The sequence below is a fragment of the Nocardioides sp. NPDC101246 genome, from assembly GCF_044767415.1.
GTDB lineage: Bacteria > Actinomycetota > Actinomycetes > Propionibacteriales > Nocardioidaceae > Nocardioides.
In genome coordinates, this window is sequence record NZ_JBIWNX010000012.1 from 123,041 (window position 1) to 145,116 (window position 22,076).

Annotated in this window: 19 protein-coding genes; 12 read left to right on the forward strand and 7 right to left on the reverse strand. The window is 69.5% G+C overall.

The window, feature by feature from the left end:
* Positions 1-8: 8 nt before the first annotated feature.
* Positions 9-1,400 carry a hypothetical protein gene (locus ACIRON_RS21720; protein ID WP_402995370.1) on the reverse strand — a complete coding sequence of 464 codons (1,392 nt, stop codon included), beginning with the start codon at positions 1,398-1,400 and terminating at the stop codon, positions 9-11.
* Entirely contained in the window at positions 1,400-2,752 is a 1,353-nt protein-coding gene (locus tag ACIRON_RS21725) for a hypothetical protein (protein WP_402995372.1), read from the reverse strand. The genes ACIRON_RS21720 and ACIRON_RS21725 overlap by 1 nt, the downstream gene beginning before the upstream one ends.
* 327 nt (positions 2,753-3,079) lie before the next feature.
* Between ACIRON_RS21725 and ACIRON_RS21730 the strand changes: the two genes are divergently transcribed.
* Genes ACIRON_RS21730 through ACIRON_RS21740 form a run of 3 tightly spaced genes read left to right on the forward strand, consistent with a single transcriptional unit; the run spans position 3,080 to position 7,258 of the window.
* The gene (locus tag ACIRON_RS21730; protein ID WP_402995374.1) at positions 3,080-4,465 is read left to right on the forward strand and encodes a condensation domain-containing protein; all 1,386 of its coding nucleotides are present in this window, start codon (positions 3,080-3,082) and stop codon (positions 4,463-4,465) included.
* A complete protein-coding gene (locus ACIRON_RS21735; protein WP_402995376.1) occupies positions 4,462-5,904 on the forward strand; it encodes a condensation domain-containing protein in 1,443 nt (480 codons plus the stop codon). The genes ACIRON_RS21730 and ACIRON_RS21735 overlap by 4 nt, the downstream gene beginning before the upstream one ends.
* Entirely contained in the window at positions 5,885-7,258 is a 1,374-nt protein-coding gene (locus ACIRON_RS21740; protein ID WP_402995378.1) for a condensation domain-containing protein, read from the forward strand. Before ACIRON_RS21735 ends, ACIRON_RS21740 begins: the two co-directional genes overlap by 20 nt.
* A gap of 401 nt (positions 7,259-7,659) precedes the next feature.
* Here the strand turns inward: ACIRON_RS21740 and ACIRON_RS21745 are convergent, their stop codons facing one another.
* Genes ACIRON_RS21745 through ACIRON_RS21755 form a run of 3 tightly spaced genes read right to left on the reverse strand, consistent with a single transcriptional unit; the run spans position 7,660 to position 10,229 of the window.
* Entirely contained in the window at positions 7,660-8,607 is a 948-nt protein-coding gene (locus ACIRON_RS21745) for an ATP-binding cassette domain-containing protein (RefSeq protein ID WP_402995380.1), read from the reverse strand.
* 1 nt (position 8,608) lies between these two features.
* Positions 8,609-9,415, reverse strand: a complete 807-nt coding sequence (locus ACIRON_RS21750; RefSeq protein WP_402995382.1) for an ABC transporter permease — start codon at positions 9,413-9,415, stop codon at positions 8,609-8,611.
* Positions 9,408-10,229 (reverse strand): ABC transporter permease, encoded by an 822-nt coding sequence (locus tag ACIRON_RS21755; RefSeq protein ID WP_402995384.1) that lies wholly within the window; start codon positions 10,227-10,229, stop codon positions 9,408-9,410. Before ACIRON_RS21755 ends, ACIRON_RS21750 begins: the two co-directional genes overlap by 8 nt.
* 138 nt (positions 10,230-10,367) lie before the next feature.
* Between ACIRON_RS21755 and ACIRON_RS21760 the strand changes: the two genes are divergently transcribed.
* From ACIRON_RS21760 to ACIRON_RS21770, 3 genes are all read left to right on the forward strand, one after another.
* Positions 10,368-11,543 (forward strand): LLM class flavin-dependent oxidoreductase, encoded by a 1,176-nt coding sequence (locus ACIRON_RS21760; protein ID WP_402995556.1) that lies wholly within the window; start codon positions 10,368-10,370, stop codon positions 11,541-11,543.
* Positions 11,540-12,184 (forward strand): FMN reductase, encoded by a 645-nt coding sequence (locus ACIRON_RS21765; protein WP_402995386.1) that lies wholly within the window; start codon positions 11,540-11,542, stop codon positions 12,182-12,184. Before ACIRON_RS21760 ends, ACIRON_RS21765 begins: the two co-directional genes overlap by 4 nt.
* Before the next feature lie 118 nt (positions 12,185-12,302).
* Positions 12,303-12,971 (forward strand): response regulator, encoded by a 669-nt coding sequence (locus tag ACIRON_RS21770; RefSeq protein WP_402995388.1) that lies wholly within the window; start codon positions 12,303-12,305, stop codon positions 12,969-12,971.
* Positions 12,972-13,005: 34 nt separating this feature from the next.
* On the opposite strand, the gene ACIRON_RS21775 is transcribed toward ACIRON_RS21770, so the two are convergent.
* A complete protein-coding gene (locus ACIRON_RS21775) occupies positions 13,006-13,533 on the reverse strand; it encodes a YbhB/YbcL family Raf kinase inhibitor-like protein (RefSeq protein ID WP_402995390.1) in 528 nt (175 codons plus the stop codon).
* A 69-nt stretch (positions 13,534-13,602) separates the two neighbouring features.
* Between ACIRON_RS21775 and cobA the strand changes: the two genes are divergently transcribed.
* From cobA to ACIRON_RS21805, 6 genes are all read left to right on the forward strand, one after another.
* Complete coding sequence (gene cobA / locus ACIRON_RS21780; RefSeq protein WP_402995392.1) at positions 13,603-14,829, forward strand: uroporphyrinogen-III C-methyltransferase; 1,227 nt, start codon at positions 13,603-13,605, stop codon at positions 14,827-14,829.
* 113 nt (positions 14,830-14,942) lie between these two features.
* Positions 14,943-15,119 (forward strand): multiprotein-bridging factor 1 family protein, encoded by a 177-nt coding sequence (locus ACIRON_RS21785; RefSeq protein ID WP_402995558.1) that lies wholly within the window; start codon positions 14,943-14,945, stop codon positions 15,117-15,119.
* 88 nt (positions 15,120-15,207) lie between these two features.
* Positions 15,208-16,011 (forward strand): TrmH family RNA methyltransferase, encoded by an 804-nt coding sequence (locus ACIRON_RS21790; RefSeq protein ID WP_402995394.1) that lies wholly within the window; start codon positions 15,208-15,210, stop codon positions 16,009-16,011.
* Between the two features lie 402 nt (positions 16,012-16,413).
* On the forward strand, positions 16,414-17,130 hold the full coding sequence (locus ACIRON_RS21795; protein WP_402995396.1) for an NUDIX hydrolase: 717 nt from the start codon (positions 16,414-16,416) through the stop codon (positions 17,128-17,130).
* 45 nt (positions 17,131-17,175) lie between these two features.
* Positions 17,176-18,363, forward strand: coding sequence for a purine phosphorylase (locus tag ACIRON_RS21800; RefSeq protein WP_402995398.1), 1,188 nt, complete (start codon positions 17,176-17,178; stop codon positions 18,361-18,363).
* Positions 18,360-20,390 carry a hypothetical protein gene (locus tag ACIRON_RS21805; protein WP_402995400.1) on the forward strand — a complete coding sequence of 677 codons (2,031 nt, stop codon included), beginning with the start codon at positions 18,360-18,362 and terminating at the stop codon, positions 20,388-20,390. Before ACIRON_RS21800 ends, ACIRON_RS21805 begins: the two co-directional genes overlap by 4 nt.
* A 70-nt stretch (positions 20,391-20,460) precedes the next feature.
* On the opposite strand, the gene ACIRON_RS21810 is transcribed toward ACIRON_RS21805, so the two are convergent.
* Positions 20,461-22,071 carry an alpha-amylase family glycosyl hydrolase gene (locus tag ACIRON_RS21810; RefSeq protein ID WP_402995402.1) on the reverse strand — a complete coding sequence of 537 codons (1,611 nt, stop codon included), beginning with the start codon at positions 22,069-22,071 and terminating at the stop codon, positions 20,461-20,463.
* Positions 22,072-22,076: the final 5 nt, after the last annotated feature.

Genomic DNA, 22,076 nt, shown 5'->3' on the forward strand with positions numbered 1-22,076 from the left:
GCATCCTCTCACCAGAAGGAAGGAGTGAGTCCCCAACGTCCGTAGACGGTGGTCACGATCTCCTTCAGCCGCTCGGAGTCGGGGATCGCGTCGGGGTCGAGCGCGCGGATGCCGAAGGTGCAGGTCGCTCCGACCTCGCTCCACCACGATGTGACGCCGCCGCGCATCCGGCGCAGCTCGCCGCGGGTCGCGCCGAGCGTCAGCGCGCGGAAGAGGATCGAGTCGGCGGCCACGCCGAACGGCGCCACGAAGTCGGGGTCGGGGCGGCCGAGGTTGGAGGCCAGGCCGAGCGGGGTGACGACGTTCTTGAGCAACGGTCCGGCCAGCTTGTCCGGGATCATCTGAGCCAGCGGCGCGATGTGCGCGATCGGGTCGGGGCGGGTGCCCCTGAAGAGAGCGGAGAACTCCTTCTTCGAGCGCTCCCGGATGTGGGCGAGATCGGTGACCCGGCCGACGCCGTCGCGCAGCTCGGTCTCGACCGCGATCGAGACGCCCGAGGTGGCGTTGGAGCGCAGGTCGCCCTCGCCGCGCATCGAGACGGGCAGCGACATCTTGACCGGTTCGCCGGGGCGGACGATCCCGGCCTCGAGGAGCACCTCGACCGAGATCGCGACCTGCAGCGCGTTGGAGGTGCCACCGGCCCGCTCCACGGCCGCGTCCCACTCCTCGACGGGGCAGTCGACGCCGGCGAAGGCGACCTCCTGGACGACGTCGTCGTCGGGCTGTGGGGCGGGCAGCGGCCGCTGCTCGGAGGACTGGGCCTCCAGCGCCGGGGGCTTCCCGGCCTTGCGGGCCGCGCGGAGGCCGCGAGCGGCGGCGCGGGCCATCGTGCGCGCGTCGCGCCGATCGTCCTTCCGGGTGACCTCGGTCTCCGCTTCGGCGACGGGAAGCCGTGGCAGGGGCTGGCGGCGTACGGCCGCGATCAGCGCCCCGAGCTTCATCCCGCCGTCGCAGACGATGTGTGAGGCGTTGTAGGCCACGACCGTGCCACCGTCGGTGGTCTGCGCCATGAAGAACGCCCACAGCGGGCCCGTCACCGGGTCGAACGGCACCTGCTCGGCGGTGCTGTCGAGCCAGGCCATGACCTGGTCGAGCTTGATCCGGTCGGGGTGCAGACGGACCGGCTCGACCGTCGTCGCCGGCACCCAGTGCGAGCGCGCGCCGATGGCACGGGGGCGGACCACCAGCCGGTTGAGCGGGCCCTCGGCAAGCTCGTCGACGACCTCCTGGACGGCCTCCACCGAGATCTCGGCAGGGAACCGCCAGGCGCTCTGGGCGACCACCGGGACCCCGATCACGGTCGCCGTCCGGAGGAAGACCTCGTCGTCGTACGTCAGCCGGTTGGTCGGCTCGGGAGTGAACGGCGCCGGGCGGGCACCGGGGCTCGCGGGCGGCAGCATCACCACACCTCGACGCTCAGACCCCACGAGCCGAGCTCCTCGACGACCAGATTCTTGAGAAACTCCAGGTCGGGCACGCGGTCGGGCTCGGCGGCGACGAGGTTGAGCGTCGTACGCGGCCCCGACTGGATCAGCCAGGAGATGATCCCGCCGCCGACGTCGTAGGCGTCCTGGGCGGTGGCGTTCTGATAGCCGGCGAGCCCGGCCACGAGGCGTACGTCCTCGCCCATCGCGTAGCGGTAGTCGTCGGGCAGCTGCGGCAGGTTGGAGGCCATGCACGCCGCCGCCGGCGGCTGCGGAAGCTTGTCGAGCACCGCGTCGGGGAGCATCTGCATCATCGCCAGCGGCACCGGGACCAGCCCCGGGCCGGCCTGGCCGAGGCGGATGTAGGCCGCCTTGGAGAGCTTCTTGATCGCGGCGAGGTCGCGCCGTTCGAGCACGTCGCGCGGCACCTCGACCATGGCCACCCGCGTCGAGTTGGAGCGCACGTCCCCGGGCTGGAAGTCGCTCATCGGCAGCGAGACCGGGACGTCGCCCCGGTCGACCGGCACGTGGTCGATGCGGACGAGCAGGTCGGCGACCACGTTGATGAACCAGGCGTTGGTCGAGCCGCCGTGCTCGGCGGCGATCTTCGTCATCGCCTCGGTGTCGAACTCGGCGATCATCCGCGGCATCCGCCAGGCCTCGGGCGCCTGGTTCGGGTTGGCCTCCGGGTAGACCCGCGGTGCCTTGGTGGCCAGGGCGGCGGTGCCGTCCTTCTTCGCCTGACGGCGGGCCTTGGTCCAGTCGCTCACGGCGCGCCACTGCGCTCGGCTGTCGGCGGCCTCGGCGCGGACGCGGTCCCAGCCCTTGGCGGGCGCGGCCGGCAGCCGCAGCGGCTCGCCGCGAGAGGCCCGGGACACGGCGTCGAGGACGGAGCCACCGTCGCCGACGGCGTGGGCGAGCAGCATCGAGACGACCGAGGTGCCGTCGTCGAGGTTGGTCGCGGTCAGCCGGTAGGTCAGGCCCTCGTGCGGGTCGAGGTGGTCGCTGTGACGCTGCTGGAGCCAGTCGGTGATCTCGGCGACGGGGAGGATCTCGTCGTAGAGCTCGATCGACGGGTCGCGGTCGGCGTTGGTCCACAGGTCGCGAGCGCCCGGGAACTTCGCCCGGTGGAGCCTGCGCGAGAGCCCGCCCTCGGCCAGTCCGGCCGCGATGTAGCGCAGCCGGTCGGCGTCGTAGGGACTGTTCATCCGCCAGATCCACTGGTTGGCGATCGGGCTTCCGAGACCGCGATGACGCCGGGCGAAGAGGTCGTCGGCGAACTGGAGACGGCCGGAGTTGTCGATGGGTGCACGAGTGGCAGCGGGCATGGGGGAGTCCTCGAGATAGGCGGGCGGCCGGGCGAAGGCCCGGCAAGATCACACAGCGATAGCGCGCGCAGGGGGAGGAGTCAATCGGAGTTGATACGTCATGTAAACCCCCGGGGGCAATAAAGAAGTGTGGCGATTCCCACGTCCGGGGGCGGTCGAATTCGGGTGCGGACCTGTGTGCACAATAGGCCGCGACATGGACGACATCGCTGTCGTCCCCAGGCGGGTCGCCTTCTCGGGCTACGGCGTTCTTGAGGTTCGTTCGGGTCCCCGAGATGACGTTTTGCCGCAATGAGCCCCCCACCTCAGAGAGGAACTCCACCTCCGATGGAGTACACCGAGCTGTCCGCGTACGACGTACCCCCGGGCGAGGTGACCGCGTGGATCCCCACCGCGGAGCCGAGTGCCTGGGTCGACGACGACCGCCGACTGTCCCACAACCACGAGCTGCACCTCGACACCGCCGAGGCGGGCTCCTGGATCGGCTCGATCATGCGGTTGCACGGGCAGCTCGACGTGACGGCACTCGACCTCGCGCTCCGCGCCTGGATCGGCCGCCACGAGGCGTTGCGCGGGACCGTCGAGGAGACGCCGGCCGGCAGACAGCGTCGTGCGGTCGCCCCCGCGGACGTGTCGATGACCACGACCGTTCTCGGCCGGTTCGACGGCGAGGACGCCCGGGGCTGTATCTCGGACTTCCTCGCCGATCACATCGACCCCTCGGCCTGGCCCTACGTCGTCTTCGCGACGGTGGCCGACGCCGACGGCTTCACCCTGGTCTTCGGCGCCGACCACGGTGTGATGGACGCCTACTCCCAGCTGCTCTGGTTCGAGGAGATCGCCTCGCTCTACGAGCGGGCGCAGGCCGGCGAACCGTTCTCGGCCCTCGCCGTCGCCGAGACCGGGAGCCACATCGACCACGCTGCCGCCGAGCGGGTCACCGGGGATGCGATGTCGCTGGAGAGCGAGTCGGTGCGGGTCTGGCGCGACTGGCTGAGCACCCCTTCGGGGACGCTGCGGTTCGCCGACTTCCCGGTCACGGGCATCACCGACGTACCGGCCTCCGCGGAGCCGCTGCCGCAGGCGAGCCTGTCCCAGTGGCTCGGCGATCCGCGCCAGGCCAGAGCCCTCGGCGAGCTGTGCAAGAGCACCGGCGTCTCCTTCCAGGCCGGGATGATGGGCGCGATGGCGTACGTCCTGCGGGCCCGACACGGCGTGGAACGGATGCGTTTCGTGGCGCCGATGCACACCCGCTACACCGCCGAGCACGCCGCCGCGGTCGGCTGGTACGTCGGCCTCGTCCCGATCACCCTCGACATCTCCGGCGCGTCGACGCTGCCCGAGGTCGCCGCCCGGGTCCAGGCCGCGCTCGCCGAGTCGAAGCCGCTGGTCCCGCAGCCGTTCGCGCGGGTCGCTGACCTGCTCGGCGTCTCGGACGCACCCCACTTCGTGGTCACCTTCGTCGACACCCGCTTCATCCCCGGCGCCGAGCGCTGGAACTCCTGGGACGCCCGTACGCTGCGCGCCCCCGTCCGCGCAGACGACGAGGTCTACCTCTGGCTCGTGCGTGACCGGGACGGTCTCAACGTCTCGACGCGCTACCCGGAGACCGTTGCCGCCGAGCGGGTCGTCCGCGACCTGATCGGCGGGATGAGTGACCTCTTCGAGGAGATCGCGCGCCTTGAGACCGCCGAGCTGGAGGGCACGGCATGAGGATCGGGGCGCTCTCGGAGCTGGCGCCCGCGCCCGGGCGAGTGGTCGTGCTGCGGCCGACGGCCGCGTGTCAGGCGGCGGCCGACGCTGCGCCGGTCTCTCCCGGAGCGCCGTCGTTCCTGCAGGCCGACCACCTCAACGCCTATCGGGCCAAGGTCGCCTCCGGCGGCGTGCACCGCGCCTGGACCGGCACCGCGGGGTCCTTCGACGTCGCGTTCTCCGCGCCGGCCTATGGTGCAGCGCTGACCACGTTCGTGCGGCGCCACGAGGGCCTGCGGACCTGGTTCGACCTTTCGGGCGAAACCCCTGTCCGACATCTCGTCCCGGCGGAGGCGATCGCCTTTGAGGCCGTCGAGGTCGAGGCACCGGCCGACTGGTCCGGCGGCTGGCAGGACCTCCTCGTCAGCCTGTGGGACGAGCAGTGCCGTCCCGACTCCTGGACCCCGTTCCTGCTCGGCGCGATCGTGCGCGAGGACGGCTTCAGCTACTTCTGGGGCTGCGACCACGCCTTCACCGACGGCGCATCGCAGTTGATGGTCCCGGCCGAGCTCGGCGCCGCCTATGCCGCGGCCCTGGGAGCCCCGTCGCCGGAGCTGCCGGAGGCTGACAGCTTCGTGACGTACGCAGCCGCTGAGCAGCAGCTCGCGGCGTCGTGCGACGCGGAGACCCCCGCGGTGCGCGAGTGGGCCGAGATCGTCTCGCGCCACGACGGGCGGCTGCCGCGGTTCCCGGTCTCGCTGGGGCTGGCCGAGGGTGAGACCGCGCCGGTCCGGATCCGGCGGTGGACCGCGCTCGAGGGTGAGGCGGTGGACGCGCTCGAGTCGTCGTGCCGTGCCGCCGGAGGACGGTTCACCAGCGGCGTCTTCGCGCTGCTGGCCCACGCCGAGCAGCGTCTGACCGGCGCCTCGGACTATCTGGGGATCACCGTCCTGGGAACCCGGTCGCAGCAGACCGCGATGTCGCACGGCTGGTTCTGCAACTTCGCCCCCGTCTCGATGCCGCTGGGGGAGACCTTCGCCGAGACCGTGGTCGGCGCGGAGAAGGCCTTCGGCGTGGCTCGTGAGCTGGCCAGGACCCCGGTCCACGTGCCGCTCGGTGCGATGGTCGCCGGCGGGATCCTCGCGCCGACCGAGCTGGCGAGCCCGCAGATGGTCTCCTACCTCGACGTACGCAAGTTCCCCGGCGCCGGGACCACCCCCTTCGACACGGGGCTGCACTTCACCGGCGAGGGCCGCACCGCCAACGCGAGCCTGTGGGTCAACCGCTTCGAGGACCGCTTCGAGCTGGCCACCCAGAGCCCCGACACGCCGCAGGGCGGACTGGCGGTGGCGACCTTCTTCGAAGCTGTCCACGACGTTCTTGCCGGGCTCGGCCTGTCGGTGCGCCCGGTCGATGTCGAAGCGATCATCGGGACCGGACATGCTGGTCACGACCGCTGACCTGTGGGAGCCCCGGCCGGGCACGCTGCTGCGCTGGGACCTCTCCGCGCCCGGTCGCGGCGCGCTGGTTGAGCTCTCGCTCAACCAGCGCAACCACCTCGCCGGCGCGATGGCCGGGGCACCGACCGTCTGGCTGGCCGCCGCCTTCGACGTCGACGGGCCCATCGAGCCGGTCGCGCTCTCGCGCACCTGGCGCGCCTTCCTCGCCCGCCACGGCAGCCTGCAGCTCGAGGTCGTCGCCGGGGCCGAGGGGCTCGATGCCCGCCGGCACCACCCCGGCACCCTGACCTGGTCGGTCGCCACCGTCGGTCACACCGTCACCGTCGAGGAGACCCGCGCCGCGCTGCACGCCGCCCTCGACGAACGGTGCGGCCCCTTCGCCTACCCGGCGTTCCTGCCGGCCGCGATCTCCCGCCCCGACCGCTCCACGATCGTCCTCGGCATGGACCACCTGCACTGCGACGCCCACTCGGTCGCCGTCGCGGTCGAGGAGCTCGCTCACCTCTACGCCGCCTTCACCGAGAGCGGCGAGGAGCCGTCGCTGCCGCCGGTGACGTCGTTCCTCGACGCCGTCGCCGAGGGACGCGACGGTCCCGCCTGGGTGGCCGCCGACGACCCGCTGCTCCGCGGCTGGAGCGAGTTCCTGAGCGGTCGCGACCACCGGCTGCCGACCTTCCCGCTCCCGCTCGGCCTCGCGCCCGGGGAGCGGGCCGCCCAGGCCACCGCCGTCGCTGCGCTGGCCGACGCCGCCCTGATGGAGCGCATCGGCACCCGCGCCCGCAACAGCGGCGCATCGACGTACGCCGCCGTCCTGGCCGGCCTCGCCACCGCGATCTCCGACCTCGGTGGCGGCGACCGGCTGGACACGATGGCGCCGGTCTCGACCCGCTCCGCCGAGGCGCTGACCCGCTCGATCGGCTGGTACACCACCACCGTCCCGCTCACCGTCCCCGCCTCGCTCACCGATCTGGGCCTGGCCGAGGCCGGCGACGCGGTCCGTCAGGGCGTACGCCTCGGGTCGGTGCCGCTCGACCAGGTCCTCGGCTCGCTCACCGAGCCGCTGGTGCAGACCCGCAGCGACGTCTTCGTCGTCTCCTGGGTCGACTACCGCCACGTCCCCGGCGGCTCGGCCCACCTCGACCGCGACGCCCAGCACATCTCGGCCTCCACCCAGGCCGACGACGTCCAGATCTGGTTCGCCCGCACCCACACCGGCCTGTCCGTCCGCGTCCGCTACCCCGACACCGCGGTCGCCGCAGCCTCCGTCGAGTTCCTCCTAGACCGCCTGCGGCACACCCTCGCCGACCTCTCCCGCCAGCCCGACGACCTCGCCATCCTCCGCATCGACTCCTGAGCTCTCCGCGTCATCCGAGGTTGTCGGTGGGTCCGTCTACAGTCGGCCACAAGGCCGCGGACAAGGCGAAACCCCGGCGATGTGGCTGCTGCCAGGGATCGTTCCGGGGTCTTCGCGTTCAACTCTACGGGGGAACGGTGGGATGTCAAACGCCAGTCGAGGGAACGGCGGATGGACTGATGCGACGCTTCGTCATCTCCTGACCGCAGAGAGATTGAGTTCCTACCTGCATGCCTGCGACGAGGACATCAGTCGCTCCCTGCGGCTGTACGAGTGGAACATGAGCGCCGGACCTCGAGGACGCCGTCGAGCTCGTCGGATGGGTTCATCCGGAGGCCGGCGCATGGGTAGGCACGGTCTCAGCATTACGCCAGGTCGCCGACGCGCGACCCATGTGACGATCAGCGCGAGTAGAGCTGCCGGATGACGTCCTCGATGTCGGGCTCGTGGATGGACAGGTCGGCGACGTCGTACGCAGCCGCGACCTGCGCCACCAGGGGCGCGGCGGAGGCGCCGGCGGGGAAGGAGAGCCATTGGCGGGGGCCCTCGACCTTCAGGACCCGAGCGCCCTCGATTGCGATCGGGGAGGCCTCGTCGACGAGGTCGACGACGAGGGTGCGGGAGGCGTCGCCGTTGGCGCGCAGGGAGGGCAGGGGGCCGTCGAAGACGGCGGTGCCGTGGTCGATGACGATGACCCGGTCGCACAGCGCTTCGATGTCCTGCAGGTCGTGCGTGGTGAGCATCAGGGTAGTGCCGCGCTCGTGGTTGAGGGCGCGCAGGAACTCTCGCAGCCGTCCCTTGGAGATCACGTCGAGGCCGATCGTCGGCTCGTCGAGGTAGAGGATCTCGGGGTCGTGAAGCAGGGCGGCCGCGATGTCGCCCCGCATCCGCTGCCCCAAGGAGAGCTGCCGTACCGGGGTGTCCATCAGGTCGCCGAGGTCGAGCAGGGCGACGTGGTCGTCCAGGTTGCGGTGGTAGGTCTGGTCACCGATCCGGTAGATGCGTCGCAGCAGCTCGAAGGAGTCGCGCAGCGGCAGGTCCCACCACAGCGACGTACGTTGCCCGAAGACCACCCCGATCCGCCGGGCGAGCTCCCGGCGCTGGCGCGACGGCTCGAGTCCGGCCACCCGCGCCGACCCGCCGGAGGGCACCAGGATGCCGGTGAGCATCTTGATGGTCGTCGACTTCCCGGCGCCGTTCGGGCCGATGTAGCCGACCATCTCACCGGCGTCGATCTCGAACGAGAGGTCGTGGACGGCGTGCTTCACCACCGACGTACGCCTCAGACGACCCGCCCTCTTGCGGATCGTGAAATCGCGGGACAGGTCCCGCACCTCGATCAGCGACACATCAGCTCCCTGTCGATCGGTAGCGGCGAAGCCCCTGGCGCCACACCAGCGTGGTCACGCCGACCAGCACGAGCGCGGCCAGGGGAGAGGCGAAGCGGAACCAGTCCGGGGCACCGAACGGGTCGTGGAGGCCGAGCAGGAACAGGCAGGGGTACCAGTTCACGAAGGTCAGCGGCAGCAGGTAGGTGAGCGACCGGACGACCTCGCGCGGGAAGATCGTCATCGGGTACTGCATGATCGTGTTCCCGCCGTAAGTGAAGGCGTTGGCGAACTCGGAGGCGTCCAGGGTCCAGAACTGGATCGTCGAGAAGGTCACGAAGACGCAGAAGTAGATGACCACGCCCGAGACCAGCGCCATCACGAGCACCGCCAGCCGCGGCGGGGTCCACTCGACGATCGGTGCGGCCCACGCGAACACCGCGACGGCCTGGGCGATCTGGCCGAGCCGGCGCAGCTCGAACCGGTCGGCGCACAGCTGCACCAGCACCGGGACCGGCTTGGTCATCATCGCGTCCAGCTCCCCGGTGCGTACCTTCTGGCCGATCTTCTCCACGCTGCCGACCAGCATGTCGGCGACCCGGAACGCGATCGAGGTGATCCCGTAGAGCAGCGCGATCTCACGCAGCGAGAAGCCGCCGTAGGAGTCGATGTGGCTGAACATCAGCCAGATCGCCACGAAGTCGAGGAAGGTGATCAGCACCCCGCCGACGGTCATCGTCCAGAAGGAGAGCGGATAGGCCATCGCCGCCCGGATCCACAGCAGTGCGATCAGCCAGTAGGAGCGCACCGCATGAGCGACCTCAGCCACCCTGGACCACCACCTTGCGGGTCGCGGCGCGCAGCACGAGCGCGCACGCCCCCAGCAGGACGATCGCCCAGAGGACCTGCAGACCGAGAGCGGCGAGCATGTCGAGCCCGGTGTGGCGGCCCAGCCAGATGTCGGCCGGGGTCTGGATGTAGGAGGCGAACGGCAGCGCCAGCGCGACCTGGCGCAGGCCGTCGGGGAAGAGGTTGAGGGGCAGGGTCAGCCCGCTGAAGAACGTCGCCAGCACGCTCAGCAGCACCCGTGGCCCGGTCGCGTCCAGGAGCCAGAACGCGCTGGCGGCGAAGAGGAACCGGACCGCGAAGCTGACCACCACCGCGAGCGTGACGCTGACGAGGAACCCGATCGCACCCGCGGGAGAGGGCATGACCAGCCCGAACAGCAGCGCGCCGATGATCGTCGGGGCCACGCCCCGGGTCGCGAAGTGGTAGAGCCCGCGACCGAGGTCGGCGGCGAGATACCAGCCGAGCACGCTGACGGGACGGTAGAGGTCGACGGCGATGTCGCCGTTGCGGATCCGCTCGGCGAGGTCGTCGGTCGCCCCGCCGCTCCACAGCGCGATCGTCATCAGCAGCGCCTGGCCGATCCAGACGAAGGTCACCGCCTGGTCGGCCTCATAGCCGCCGGCCGACGGGTTCTGCTCCCACAGCGCCAGATAGGCGAAGCTGAGGATGATGCCGAAGACCGAGTTGGTGAAGATCCCGGCGAGCGTCGCCACGGTGTAGGTGGAGTAGCGGCGGAAGGACCTGGTCGCGATCGCGGCGTACAGACTGATCTGTGCATGCAGCGCCCCGGACACCTGACGTACGTTGGCACAGCAGGGCCTGCGTACGCCAACGGGTTTCCTGGAATAAGGTTGATGCAGCAACTGTTTGCCGAGTAGTTCGGATTTCAACTATCGTGGAAGAGTCCACGAAAGGGGCAGGGAACCATGGGTATGCAGTTCGGCATCTTCACCGTCGGTGACGTCACGATGGACCCGACGACCGGCAGGACCCCGACGGAGCACGAGCGCATCAAGGCGACGGTCGAGATCGCCAAGCACGCCGAGGAGGTGGGCCTGGACGTCTTCGCGACCGGTGAGCACCACAACCCGCCGTTCATCGCCTCGAACCCGACCGCGACGCTGGCCTACATCGGCGCCAAGACCGAGAACATCATCCTGAGCACCGCGACCACCCTGATCACCACCACCGACCCGGTGCTGATCGCGGAGGACTACGCCAAGATCCAGCACCTCACCGACGGTCGCGTCGACCTGATGATGGGCCGCGGCAACACCGGCCCGGTCTACCCCTGGTTCGGCAAGGACATCCGCCAGGGCATCAACCTGGCGGTCGAGAACTACGCCCTGCTGCGCCGGCTGTGGAGCGAGGACGTGGTGGACTGGTCGGGAAGGTTCCGGACCCCGCTGCAGGGCTACACCTCGACCCCGCGGCCGCTGGACGGCGTCGCGCCGTTCGTCTGGCACGGTTCGATCCGCTCGCCCGAGATCGCCGAGCAGGCTGCGTACTACGGCGACGGTTTCTTCCACAACCACATCTTCTGGCCGGCCTCGCACACCAAGCAGATGGTGCAGCTCTACCGGCAGCGCTTCGAGCACTACGGCCACGGCACCGCCGACCAGGCCATCGTCGGGCTGGGTGGGCAGTTCTTCATGCGGCCCAACTCCCAGGACGCGATCGATGAGTTCCGGCCCTACTTCGACAACGCCCCGGTCTACGGTCACGGCCCCTCGCTGGAGGACTTCACCGAGGCCACGCCGCTGACCGTCGGGTCGCCGCAGCAGGTCATCGAGCGGACACTCTCGTTCCACGAGTACGTCGGTGACTACCAGCGCCAGCTCTTCCTGCTCGACCACGCGGGGCTGCCGCTGAAGACGGTGCTGGAGCAGCTCGACCTCTACGGCGAGATCCTCCCGACCCTGCGCGCGGAGTTCGAGAAGCTGCGCAAGCCCGGTGTCCCGGACGCCCCGACCCACGCCTCCCTGGTGGAGAAGGCCGGCGGCGCGAAGGACTCGACGGTCTACGCCGAGGGCGACTCCGCCACCGGCTCCTCCGACCGCGACCTGACCGACCCTGAGGTCGCCAAGGTGCTCGAGGGGGAGCTGTGACCCGGATCGTCGTGGTCTCCGCGGGGCTCTCGGTCCCGTCCTCGACCAAGCTGCTCGCCGACATGCTCGGCGACGCCACGACCCGGGCCGTCCAGGCCCGGGGCGCGGAGGTCGAGGTCGAGCACGTCGAGCTGCGCGGCCTGGCCCACGAGCTGACCGACAACCTGCTCACCGGCTTCGCCAAGCCGGCGCTCCAGTCGGCCATCGACCGGGTACGCCGTGCCGACGCCGTCATCGCGGTGACGCCCGTCTTCTCGGCCTCCTACTCGGGCCTGTTCAAGACGTTCTTCGACGTACTCGAGCAGGGCGTTCTCGACGCGAAGCCGGTCCTGATCGCCGCCACCGCCGGGACGGCCCGGCACTCGCTGGTGCTCGAGCACGCGCTGCGGCCGCTCTTCGCGTACCTGCACGCCGTGGTCGTCCCGACCGGGGTCTTCGCCGCCACCGAGGACTTCGCGGGCGGCCCGGAGCTCCCCAAGCGGGTCGACCGTGCCGCCACCGAGCTCGCCGCCCTGCTGGCGGTGGGCGTCGCCTCGCCCTCCCCGGCGCAGCATCGGACGCTGGTGGAGGACGAGTTCGCGAACCCGACGTCCTTCGAGACGCTGCTCAAGCGAGCCTCCGAAGGGCCGCCGGAGTTCTGACCCGTCGGGGGTTCGGTTCGGCTGCCGATGCGAACACGGAGCCGAGATACCGGGGGTTTGCGAGGAAGTGCGACAGAATGCGTCTCGACCGCTACCCCCAGCACCGAGCGGAGCCGTTGTGCCCAGCTATGAGCCGAGCGTCGTCGTTGCCGACGAGTCGCCTCTCCTTCGTGCTGGACTCACGGCCCTGCTCGCGCGTGGTGGCTACCAGGTGGTCGCCGACGCCGCTGATGCCGAGGCGCTCGTCCAGGCGGCGACCGACACGCTGCCCACGCTGGTCGTGACCGACGCCCGGCTCGGCTCAGGACCGGACGACGAGGGCATCAGGGCCGCCCTCCGGCTGCACGAGAAGGTCCCGGAGATGGGCATCGTCGTGCTCGCCGACACGGTCGAGACGACCTACGCGGCCGCTGTCTTCGCCGGCACCGGCACCGGCGGTCTCGGCTACCTGCGCAAGTCCCGCGTACGCACCATCCCCCACTTCTTCGACGTCGTCGGCCGGGTGGCCTCAGGTGAGGTCGTCGTCGACCCGGAGGTCATCTCTCAGATGCTCGAGGCGTCGCAGGACGCCGATCCGGAGGCGATCGCGAGGCTGACGGTGCGGCAGAGCGAGGTGCTGGGCATGATCCACGCCGGATTCCCCAACCGCGCGATCATCAGCAGGTTCTTCAGTGGCAGGCGGCAGTTCGAGCAGTGTCTGAGCGAGATGTTTCTGGCGTTCGGCCTCTCCGGCGACGTCGAGCATCGACGTACGCCGACGCTGCTGACCCACCTCGCATCCGGCTGACGGCGGGAGCCCTGCGGCTCCCGCCGTCGGAGGCTCAGTGCTGGTAGGTGCCCACGACGACGGCGCGGGCCAGCGCCTTGAAGGCCAGGTTGAAGGAGACGACGGCCGGGGTGACCTCGTCGTTCACTCCCAGCGTCTCCTCGCCGACGGCGTGGACGACGAAGTAGTAGCGGTGGACCTGGTCGCCGGCCGGGGGAGCGGCGCCGCCGAACTCCTTGGTGCCGAAGTCGGTCGCGACGTGGAACGCCTTGCCCGGGAGCTCGGCGGTGCCGGCCCCGGCACCGGCGGGCAGCTCGCTCACGTCGGCGGGGACGTCGACCAGTGCCCAGTGCCAGAAACCGCTGGGAGTGGGCGCGTCGGGATCGAAGCAGGTGATGACGTACGACTTCGTCCCCTCGGGTGCGCCGCTCCAGCTGAGCTGCGGGGAGGTGTTGCCGCCGTCGTAGACCTGGTCCTGCTTGAGCGGCTGGCCGTCGGTCACGTCCTCGCTGGTCAACGTGAAGGAGGGCAGGGCGGGCATGAGCGAGTAGGGATCCGGCTTCACCGGACGATCGAGTGCCATGCCCACCAACGTAGTCCGCGAATCGACCCGTTGTCAGGCCGCGCCCCGGTGTTGGGCGAGGATGTACCCATGAGTTCTGAGCATGCCGTTCCCTATCCCGCCGGTCTCATCCTGGAGGGGCGCAGGGTGGTCGTCGTGGGTGGTGGCCGGGTGGCGCAACGGCGCGTGCCTGCGCTGATCGCCTCGGGGGCGCGGGTCGAGGTCGTCTCGCCGTCGCTGACCCCCGCCTTGGAGGGGCTGCTCGGCTCGGGCGAGATCACCTGGCACCAGGCCCGCTTCTCGGCCGACGTGCTCGACGGCGCCTGGTACGTCATCGCCGCGACCCAGAACGCCGACGTCAACGAGGAGGTCTCGGCCGCCGCCGAGGAGCGACGGATCTTCTGCGTACGCTCCGACGACGGCACCCAGGCCACCGCCTGGACGCCGGCGACCGGACACGACGGCGACCTGACTGTCGCCGTGCTCGCCAACCGTGACCCGCGGCGCTCCGCGGGCGTGCGCGACCGGATCCTCGACGGACTGCGCTCCGGTGACCTGATCGCTCCGCACGAGCGCCAGCGCGTGCCCGGAGTGACCTTGATCGGTGGCGGCCCGGGTGACCCCGGGCTGATCTCGGTCGCCGGCCGCAAGGCCCTGATGGAGGCCGACATCGTCGTCGCCGACCGGCTGGCGCCGCGAGAGCTGCTCTCCGAGCTGCCCGCCGACGTCGAGCTGGTCGACGTCGCCAAGCTTCCCCGCGGCCGCTCGGCCCAGCAGGAGGAGATCAACCGGATCATCGTCGAGGCGGCGCTGGAGGGGAAGGCGGTCGCCCGCTTCAAGGGCGGCGACAACTTCATCTTCGGCCGCGGTTTCGAGGAGGTGCTGGCGTGTCGTGAGGCCGGCGTGCCGGTCCACGTCATCCCCGGCCTGACCTCGCCGGTGACCGTGCCCGGTGTCGCTGGGATCCCGGTGACCCACCGCGGCGTCGCGCACGAGTTCACCGTCATCTCCGGCCACGTCCCGCCGAACGATCCCACGTCCCTGACCAACTGGTCCGCCGTCGCCGGCCTGGGCGGCACCCTGGTCCTTCTCATGGCCGTCCAGAACGCCCCCGCGATCGCGACGGCTCTTCTCGATGGCGGCCGCGAGCCCGGCACCCCCGTCGCGGTCATCTGCGACGGCACGATGCCCACCGAGCGTACGGTCCTGGCGACCCTCGAGACCCTCGAGAAGACCTTGGCCGACGAGAACGTCCAACCCCCGGCGATCATCGTCGTCGGTGAGGTCGTCCGCGTCGCCCACCCCGACTCGTTTTGAGTCCAGCCGCGTGCACTCGGCGCGCCGTCGACTCGTTGCCATGAGTCCGGTCGTACTGTTTCCGCATGAGATGGGCCGACGTCCGGGCTGAGCGTTCCGCGCCGTCCGACGAGATGAGGGTGAGCGTTGAGCAAGATCTTGCCCTCGCTCAACTGATCTACGAGTTGCGTACGGAGGCAGGGCTGAGTCAGCGCGACCTGGCTGCCCGGCTGGGGACCAACGAGTCTGTGATCTCGCGACTGGAGGAAGGCGCGGGCCTCCGTGGCGTGACGGATCGACCGGTGGAGTGACACACGTCTGCCCGCTCCTCCATCTGAGAGCGGGCCCTTCTTTGCCCAAATGGCGTGCCGTGGACTCCGGGCCTACTCTTGTGAAGACATGGCGAACCTGATCGAGATCTCCGACCCTGCCGATCCTAGGCTCGCTGACTACCGCGACTTGCGCGACGTCGAGCTGCGGAAGTCGATGGAATCCTCGGAGGGACTGTTCCTGGCCGAGGGGGAGAAGGTCGTACGCCGTGCTGTGACCGGCGGCTTTGAGCCGCGGTCGTTCCTGATGGCGCCGAAGTGGCTCGACGGGCTCGCCGACGTGCTCGCCACGACCGATGCGCCGTGTTACGTGATGAGCGAGAAGGCTGCCGAGGAGGTGACCGGGTTCCACGTGCACCGGGGCGCGCTGGCGTCGTTGAAGCGGCGGCCGCTGCCCTCGGTCGACACGGTCCTGGCCGGCGCCCGCTCCGTCCTGGTGCTCGAGGACATCGTCGACCACACCAACGTGGGCGCGATCTTCCGGTCGGGCGCCGCACTGGGGTTCGACGCCGTGCTGCTGGCGCCGCGCTGTGCCGACCCGCTCTACCGACGGGCGATCAAGGTCGCGATGGGCGCGGTCTTCGCCCTGCCGTGGACCCGCCTCCCGGACTGGTACGAAGCGCTCCCGTCCCTCTCCGCCGCAGGCTTCACCACCGTCGCCCTGACCCTGGCCGACGACGCCGTCGACATCGAGAAGGCCGTCGAGGGCGTCGACAAGGTCGCCCTCGTCCTCGGCTCGGAGGGCCACGGCATCTCCCCGCGCTGGCAGCAGGCCGCCGACCGCCGCGCCATCATCCCGATGTCCGCCGGCATCGACTCCCTCAACGTGGCCGCCGCCACCGCCGTCGCCTGCTACGTCACCGCCCGCCGATAGCCGGCCGAGCCGTCACGTGCGTCGGCCGAGCCGTCACGTGCGTCGGCCGAGCCGGCACTGATGTGTTAGTTCGGCCGACGTAGGTGACTTCTCGGCAACCGGGCGACCGGACTTCGTCAGCATCCGCAGAGGGCGGCACCACGGAGTCTGCAGCGACCTAATGAATAGGGCATGCCGTACGTGCTCAGGCTGAGGACCGAAAGGGGCATGTTCGAGGTCGTCTATGCCTGCGCGGCCAGCCTGCTCAGACCGTAGTGGCTGTGCCGCTGGAGTGGTGCTGGCACCAGGGACGGCTGGTTCGCGGTGCCGGTCTGCGGCACGAATCCAGAGAAGTCGGCACGGACGTCGAGAACCTGAACTAGCCTTCTTATTGTCAGATCGACAGAAAGAAGGTGATGCTTGGTGCAGGAGAAGAAGCCACGGCCGCGGCCGCCCGTACTGGTGGCGGTTGACTTGGTGATCCTCACGCTGCGCGGGTCGAGTTTCCAGGTGTTGCTGATCGAACGCGGAAACGAACCGTTCAGAGGATCTCGAGCGCTTCCGGGAGGATTTCTCAAGCGCATTGATGAGGACGTCTACGACGCGGCTCTGCGTGAGCTGCAAGAAGAAACCGACCTAGATGGCGTTGGGCTGCACATCGAGCAGCTTGGCTTCTACGGCAAGCCGGATCGCGACCCGAGGGGACGCGTGGTGTCGGTGGTCTATCTGGCCATCGCACCTGGCCTGCCTGAGCCCGTCGCAGGGACCGACGCAACGGCGGCCGCGTGGACGCCGGTCGAAGAGATCATCTCCGGTCGGGTAGCGCTCGCCTTCGATCATCGACAGATCCTCGACGATGCCCTTGAAAGGGCGCGCACGAAGCTCGAGGGCACTGCGCTGGCCACGGCTTTCTGTGCACCGACCTTCACGATCGCCGAGCTTCAGCGCGTCTATGAAGCGGTATGGGGCGTCGAACTCGATCCACGCAACTTCTATCGCAAGGTCCAAGGCGTGTCGGGCTTCATCGTGTCTGCAGGTACTGAGCGCCGGGCGACCAAAGGCCGTCCTGCGCGCCTGTTCCACGCCGGCCAAGCCACCGTGTTGCATCCGCCGATCACGCGTCCTGAATCCAATAAGTGACACCAGACCAGGCAACACCAGATCGAACCACACCAAGGAGACACCATGACTGAGCCACGGGTAGCCGTCGTGCTGACCGCCCTGGATATTGAGTACAACGCCGTACGAGAGCACCTCGTCGACCTCGAGCCGCAGCGTCTCGAGTCCGGCACGCGCTATGAGATCGGCACCGTTCGCGGCACCTCGTGCCGAGTGGTGATCGGCGTGACGGAAGCGGGCAACAGCTCGGCCGCGGTGCTCGCTGAACGAGCCATTCAGCGCTATGCGCCGGTGGCGCTCCTCTTCTCGGGCGTCGCAGGTGCGATGAAGGACTCGATCAACCTGGGTGATGTAGTGGTCGGGTCGAAGATCTACGCCTACCAGAGCGCCGCGGGCGAGGATGACGGCCTCATGGCGCGGCCGCAGGCGTGGCCGCTGGATCACGGTGTCAGTGAGACTGCTCGCTACGTCGCCGGGAGCGAGGCGTGGACGAAGCGGCTGCTGATGGGAGGTGGCGTGCCGCGGGTCACCCGCGCTCCCATCGCGGCCGGAGACGTGGTGCAGAAGTCGCGGATCTCGCGCGAGGCGACGTGGCTTCGTGAGCACTACAACGACACGGCCGCCATCGAGATGGAAGGTGCCGGAATCGCTGAGGCGGGGCGTCTCAACGGTGTCCCGATCGGCGTTGTCCGCGGGATCAGCGACCGTGCGGACGGTGGCAAGACGGTGGCCAACGACGAGCACTGGCAGCCGCGCGCGGCGGCCCATGCGGCGGCCTTCGCTGTTGAGCTCGCGGTGAAGCTGATCGAGGCGGCGACGGAAGAGCTCCGCCACGATGGCAGCCGCCGGCCCGACTCGTCCGTTGACGAGTCGCGTAGGGCTCGCATCGGTGGCAGCGGCAACGCGTTCAACTTCAGCTCGGGCACGGTGGGCATGCAGGCTCACACGATCACCCATGCCACCGTGCACATGCCGTCACCCGCGCGCGGAGGCGGCGCGGACATCGAGGCCCTCATCGTCGAGCTGCGGACACTTCTGAGGGCTCAGCACACGGCTGGGAATGTCGACCAGGAGACGTACGAGGAGGCGCGCGACGAGCTCGAGGTCGCCGAGTCCTTGGCGCAGCAGCAGGACCCCAGCAGTCGGCGTAAGACGATGTTCGCGCTCAAGAAGTTCGGTGCGGTCGTCTCCGACGTGACAGAGATCGCGGCCAAGGCGGCGACCGCCGCTGGTCACGTTCAGGGGCTGTTGTGAACGGCTGGGAGGCAGAACCGGGCTCGCGAAACGCCTACAACTTTGCCGGGGATGGCAGCTATGTGGAGAACCAGGCGCAGGAGATCCACCAGAACCACTACTACAGCTCCTCGCCGGACGATGCGCCGGAAGAGCGCTACAAGATCGGGATCCGGTACCTGGACAGCGGATCGCCGCGCCGAGCGGAGGAGCTGATCAATGAGGCGATCAACCGCGGCTACGACCATGCGGAGGTTCGGTTCCACTGGGTTCTGGCGATGTTCAGCAAGCGCTCGTTCCGGGACCTCAATAAGGTGGATCGTGATCAGCTCCAGGTAGCCATCGGGACGTTCGCCACCATCGCCGGCCACGACCGCTACGCCCGGGCCCTTGAGCCCCTCGGAGCCCTGATCGGCCACCTGCTGAGCGGCGCGGACGGCGATGCCGGAGCGGTGGAGAAGCAGATCCTAGGTCTGGATCCGGACCTGTTCGACAAGATCACCCATCACCTCGAGTGGGTGCTCTCGGGCGTCGCGAAGCAGCAGCTGTGGAAGCGGACCCTCGAGCGCGCCAAGATGACGCAATTCGCGAACGATCGGTCGGGGCGGGTCTGGAGCTATTTCGAGCCAGATCCGACCAGGCCGCGGCTCGGGGCGCTGCCGAAAGCCCACGATCCTCCGGAGGGCCATCCGTCCGAGGTAGCCGGCGTAGGCGTGTTCCTGATCGCAAGCCTGCTCCTCGGTTGGCTGGCACTGACCAGCGGTAACGCGGTGGCGGTCGTTGCGTTTCCGGTGCTCGTCGCGGCGAGCGTGGTCGCGGGGCGGGACGCCTACAAGTGGTGCTACCGCACGGATAGGGTCGCCCTCACCGAGCGTCGTCACTACGGGAACGGACTTCCCATCGGCAGACCAGCTGACGAGAAGGGCTTCGTGGCGACACTGCGAAGGTCGTTCGAGTACAACTTCGCCAAGTATCGGCCAGCCGACAAGACGGCCCAAGAGTGGCTCGAAGAGACGACCGGGGTCAGGGAACGTCTCTGTGGCGAACTCGCGGAGACCTACCGCGAGCAGCGTACGTCGGTGGTCAGGATCAGGTGGCTGGTCCGCTATCACGCCATCGAGGCCAAAGAGAGCTATCGAGCCGGCACCTTCTACGACTTCGGCGCTAACAGCCACATCGACTGGCGGGCCGTCGTCCGATTCGTCGGGTCTGTCGCTGCGGCAGTCCTCGCTGGGGTGCTGCTGTTTCGGGCCAGCAACATCGGCGCTCAGCTGGTTCTGCTCGTGGCGGCCTTGACCGGCAGTCTCGCCGTGGTCGTCGGCTATCGCCTCTATCGTGCCCGACGGGACTTACACGAGGATGCGGAGGACGCCGAGGAGCAGTTCGACCGGCGAAAGCAGGCGTTCGAGCATTGGAAGCAGCGGCTGGCCGACTGGTGTCCCGCTGAGGACGAGATGGAGACCTGGCTGCTCAGTGACATCACCGTGCTGATCGACAAGGCGCTGAGCGAGGCGACGATGGACTGGTCGGATGTCATCTCCCACGCCGTGATTCGCGAACCTGCCCCGGGGAGCGTTCGTCAGCGAGAGCAAGGCGGCCCCTGGCGCTACTCGAAATACCGGCTCCACATCTTCTTGGTCACTGTCGACGGAGTGCGGAACGTGGTCGCTGAGCTCGACTTCAAGAAGGGCATCATCGGCGAACAGTCGCGCCGTAACTTCCAGCTCGACAACATCACCGCCATCGAGGTCACGGAGGAAGTCGGTGGTGGCCGGGTGCTCGGCGTCATGCTGAACAACGGAGAGCCAAGTGAGATCCGTGTGGTCGACGGCACCGTGCCGCCGAAGCCGGTCAGGTCGGAGACGCTCGACGACCCCTACGCGGACGACGAGCGGACCGAAACGACCACGTCCGCAGAGGAGGACCCGGAGTCGTCGGAGCTCGTGAGGCTCAACCTCGACGCCACCGGGTTCGACCACGCCCTGCGGCTGCTCGAGGGCATCGGCGCCGACGGCAAGGGCTGGATCGAGCGTCACGCCAGCGCGTGATCGAAGCGTCATGCCCGTAGGCCGAGTTGGCACGGCGGTGCCAACTCGGCCTGCGTAGGTGACTTCTCGGCTAGAGCTGCCACCAGACGGTCGTGTCACCGGGGAGGTCGGCGGAGCCGTCGGTGACGGGGATGGGGCCCGCGGAGGAGAGGAGTACGTCGCCGGGGGCGGCGATGCGTACGGGCTCCTTGGTGGTGTTGACCGTGCAGGCAAAGCCGTCGCGCTCGAACCAGAGGACGCCGGCGGGGGCCTCGTCGTGCCAGGTGACGGCGTCGCCGGCGCCAAGGCCGGAGGTCGAGCGGCGGATGGCGATGGCGGAGCGGTAGAGCTCGAGGGTCGAGCTGTCCACACCGGTCTGGGCCTCGACGCTCAGCTCGCCCCATTCGGCAGGCTGCGGCAGCCAGGAGCCACCGTCGCCGAAGCCGTAGGACGAGCCGGAACGGGTCCACGGCAGCGGCACCCGGCAGCCGTCGCGGAAGCCGTCCTGGCCGCTGGCGCGGTGGAAGGACGGGTCCTGGCGGACCTCGTCGGGCAGGTCGGTGACGTCGGGGAGGCCGAGCTCCTCGCCCTGGTAGACGTACGCCGAACCGGGCAGCGCGAGCATCAGCAGCGTTGCCGCACGAGCCCGCCGGAGCCCGAGATCACGATCCCCGGCGGTCCGGATCTGGGTCCCCGATCCCGGCGGGTTGGCGAACCGGGTGGCGTGTCGGGTGACGTCGTGGTTGGACAGCACCCAGGTCGCCGGAGCGCCGACCGGGCGCATCGCGTCCAGCGAGCTGTCGATGACCTTGCGCAGCGCCGCGGCGTCCCAGGCGGTGTCGAGGTACTCGAAGTTGAAGGCCTGGTGCAGCTCGTCGGGGCGTACGTAGTTGGCCGACCGCGCCACCGTCGGGGTCCATGCCTCGGCGACGAAGATCCGGCCCGGGTAGTCCTCGAGGACCCGCCGCCACGACCGGTAGATCTCGTGGACGCCGTCCTGGTCGAAGAAGGGCATCACGTCGTTGCCGAGCAGGTGGAGCTGGTCCGCGTGGCCGATGGAGGGCAGGCCCTCGGCCTTGACCAGACCGTGGGCGACGTCGATGCGGAACCCGTCGATGCCGAGGTCGAGCCAGAACCGCAGGATGTCCAGGAACTCCGCGTGCACCTCGGGGGAGTTCCAGTTGAAGTCGGGCTGCTCGGGGGCGAACAGATGGAGATACCACTCGCCGTCCTCGACGCGGGTCCACGCCGGACCGCCGAAGATCGAGTCCCAGTCATTGGGTGGCTCCGAACCGTCCTCGCCGAGCCCGGGCAGGAAGTGGTAGCGCGACCGCATCGGCGACCCGGGACCCTCCGCCAGCGCCTGCTGGAACCACACGTGCTCCGAGGAGGAGTGGTTCGGCACGATGTCGGCGATGATCTTCAGCCCGAGCTCGTGGGCGTCGGAGATCAGCAACCGAGCGTCGTCCAACGTCCCGTAGCGCGGGTCGACCGCGCGGTAGTCGGAGACGTCGTAGCCCCCGTCGGCCTGCGGCGAGGCGTAGAACGGGCTCAGCCAGACGGCGTCCACGCCCAGCGAGCGCAGGTAGGGGAGGCGGGCCCGAATCCCGGGAAGGTCACCGGTGCCGTCGCCGTCGCTGTCGGCGAAGCTGCGCGGGTAGACCTGGTAGATGACGGCGTCGCGCCACCATTCGGTGCTCATGAGGA

What these genes read in the sequence shown, in the direction of transcription:
- ACIRON_RS21720 (WP_402995370.1), bottom strand. Translation starts at nt 1,400, where the DNA reads ATGCTGCCGCCCGCGAGCCCCGGTGCCCGCCCGGCGCCGTTCACTCCC.
- ACIRON_RS21725 (WP_402995372.1), bottom strand. Translation starts at nt 2,752, where the DNA reads ATGCCCGCTGCCACTCGTGCACCCATCGACAACTCCGGCCGTCTCCAG.
- ACIRON_RS21730 (WP_402995374.1), top strand. Translation starts at nt 3,080, where the DNA reads ATGGAGTACACCGAGCTGTCCGCGTACGACGTACCCCCGGGCGAGGTG.
- ACIRON_RS21735 (WP_402995376.1), top strand. Translation starts at nt 4,462, where the DNA reads ATGAGGATCGGGGCGCTCTCGGAGCTGGCGCCCGCGCCCGGGCGAGTG.
- ACIRON_RS21740 (WP_402995378.1), top strand. Translation starts at nt 5,885, where the DNA reads ATGCTGGTCACGACCGCTGACCTGTGGGAGCCCCGGCCGGGCACGCTG.
- ACIRON_RS21760 (WP_402995556.1), top strand. Translation starts at nt 10,368, where the DNA reads ATGCAGTTCGGCATCTTCACCGTCGGTGACGTCACGATGGACCCGACG.
- ACIRON_RS21775 (WP_402995390.1), bottom strand. Translation starts at nt 13,533, where the DNA reads ATGGCACTCGATCGTCCGGTGAAGCCGGATCCCTACTCGCTCATGCCC.
- cobA (WP_402995392.1), top strand. Translation starts at nt 13,603, where the DNA reads ATGAGTTCTGAGCATGCCGTTCCCTATCCCGCCGGTCTCATCCTGGAG.
- ACIRON_RS21785 (WP_402995558.1), top strand. Translation starts at nt 14,943, where the DNA reads ATGAGGGTGAGCGTTGAGCAAGATCTTGCCCTCGCTCAACTGATCTAC.
- ACIRON_RS21790 (WP_402995394.1), top strand. Translation starts at nt 15,208, where the DNA reads ATGGCGAACCTGATCGAGATCTCCGACCCTGCCGATCCTAGGCTCGCT.
- ACIRON_RS21800 (WP_402995398.1), top strand. Translation starts at nt 17,176, where the DNA reads ATGACTGAGCCACGGGTAGCCGTCGTGCTGACCGCCCTGGATATTGAG.
- ACIRON_RS21810 (WP_402995402.1), bottom strand. Translation starts at nt 22,071, where the DNA reads ATGAGCACCGAATGGTGGCGCGACGCCGTCATCTACCAGGTCTACCCG.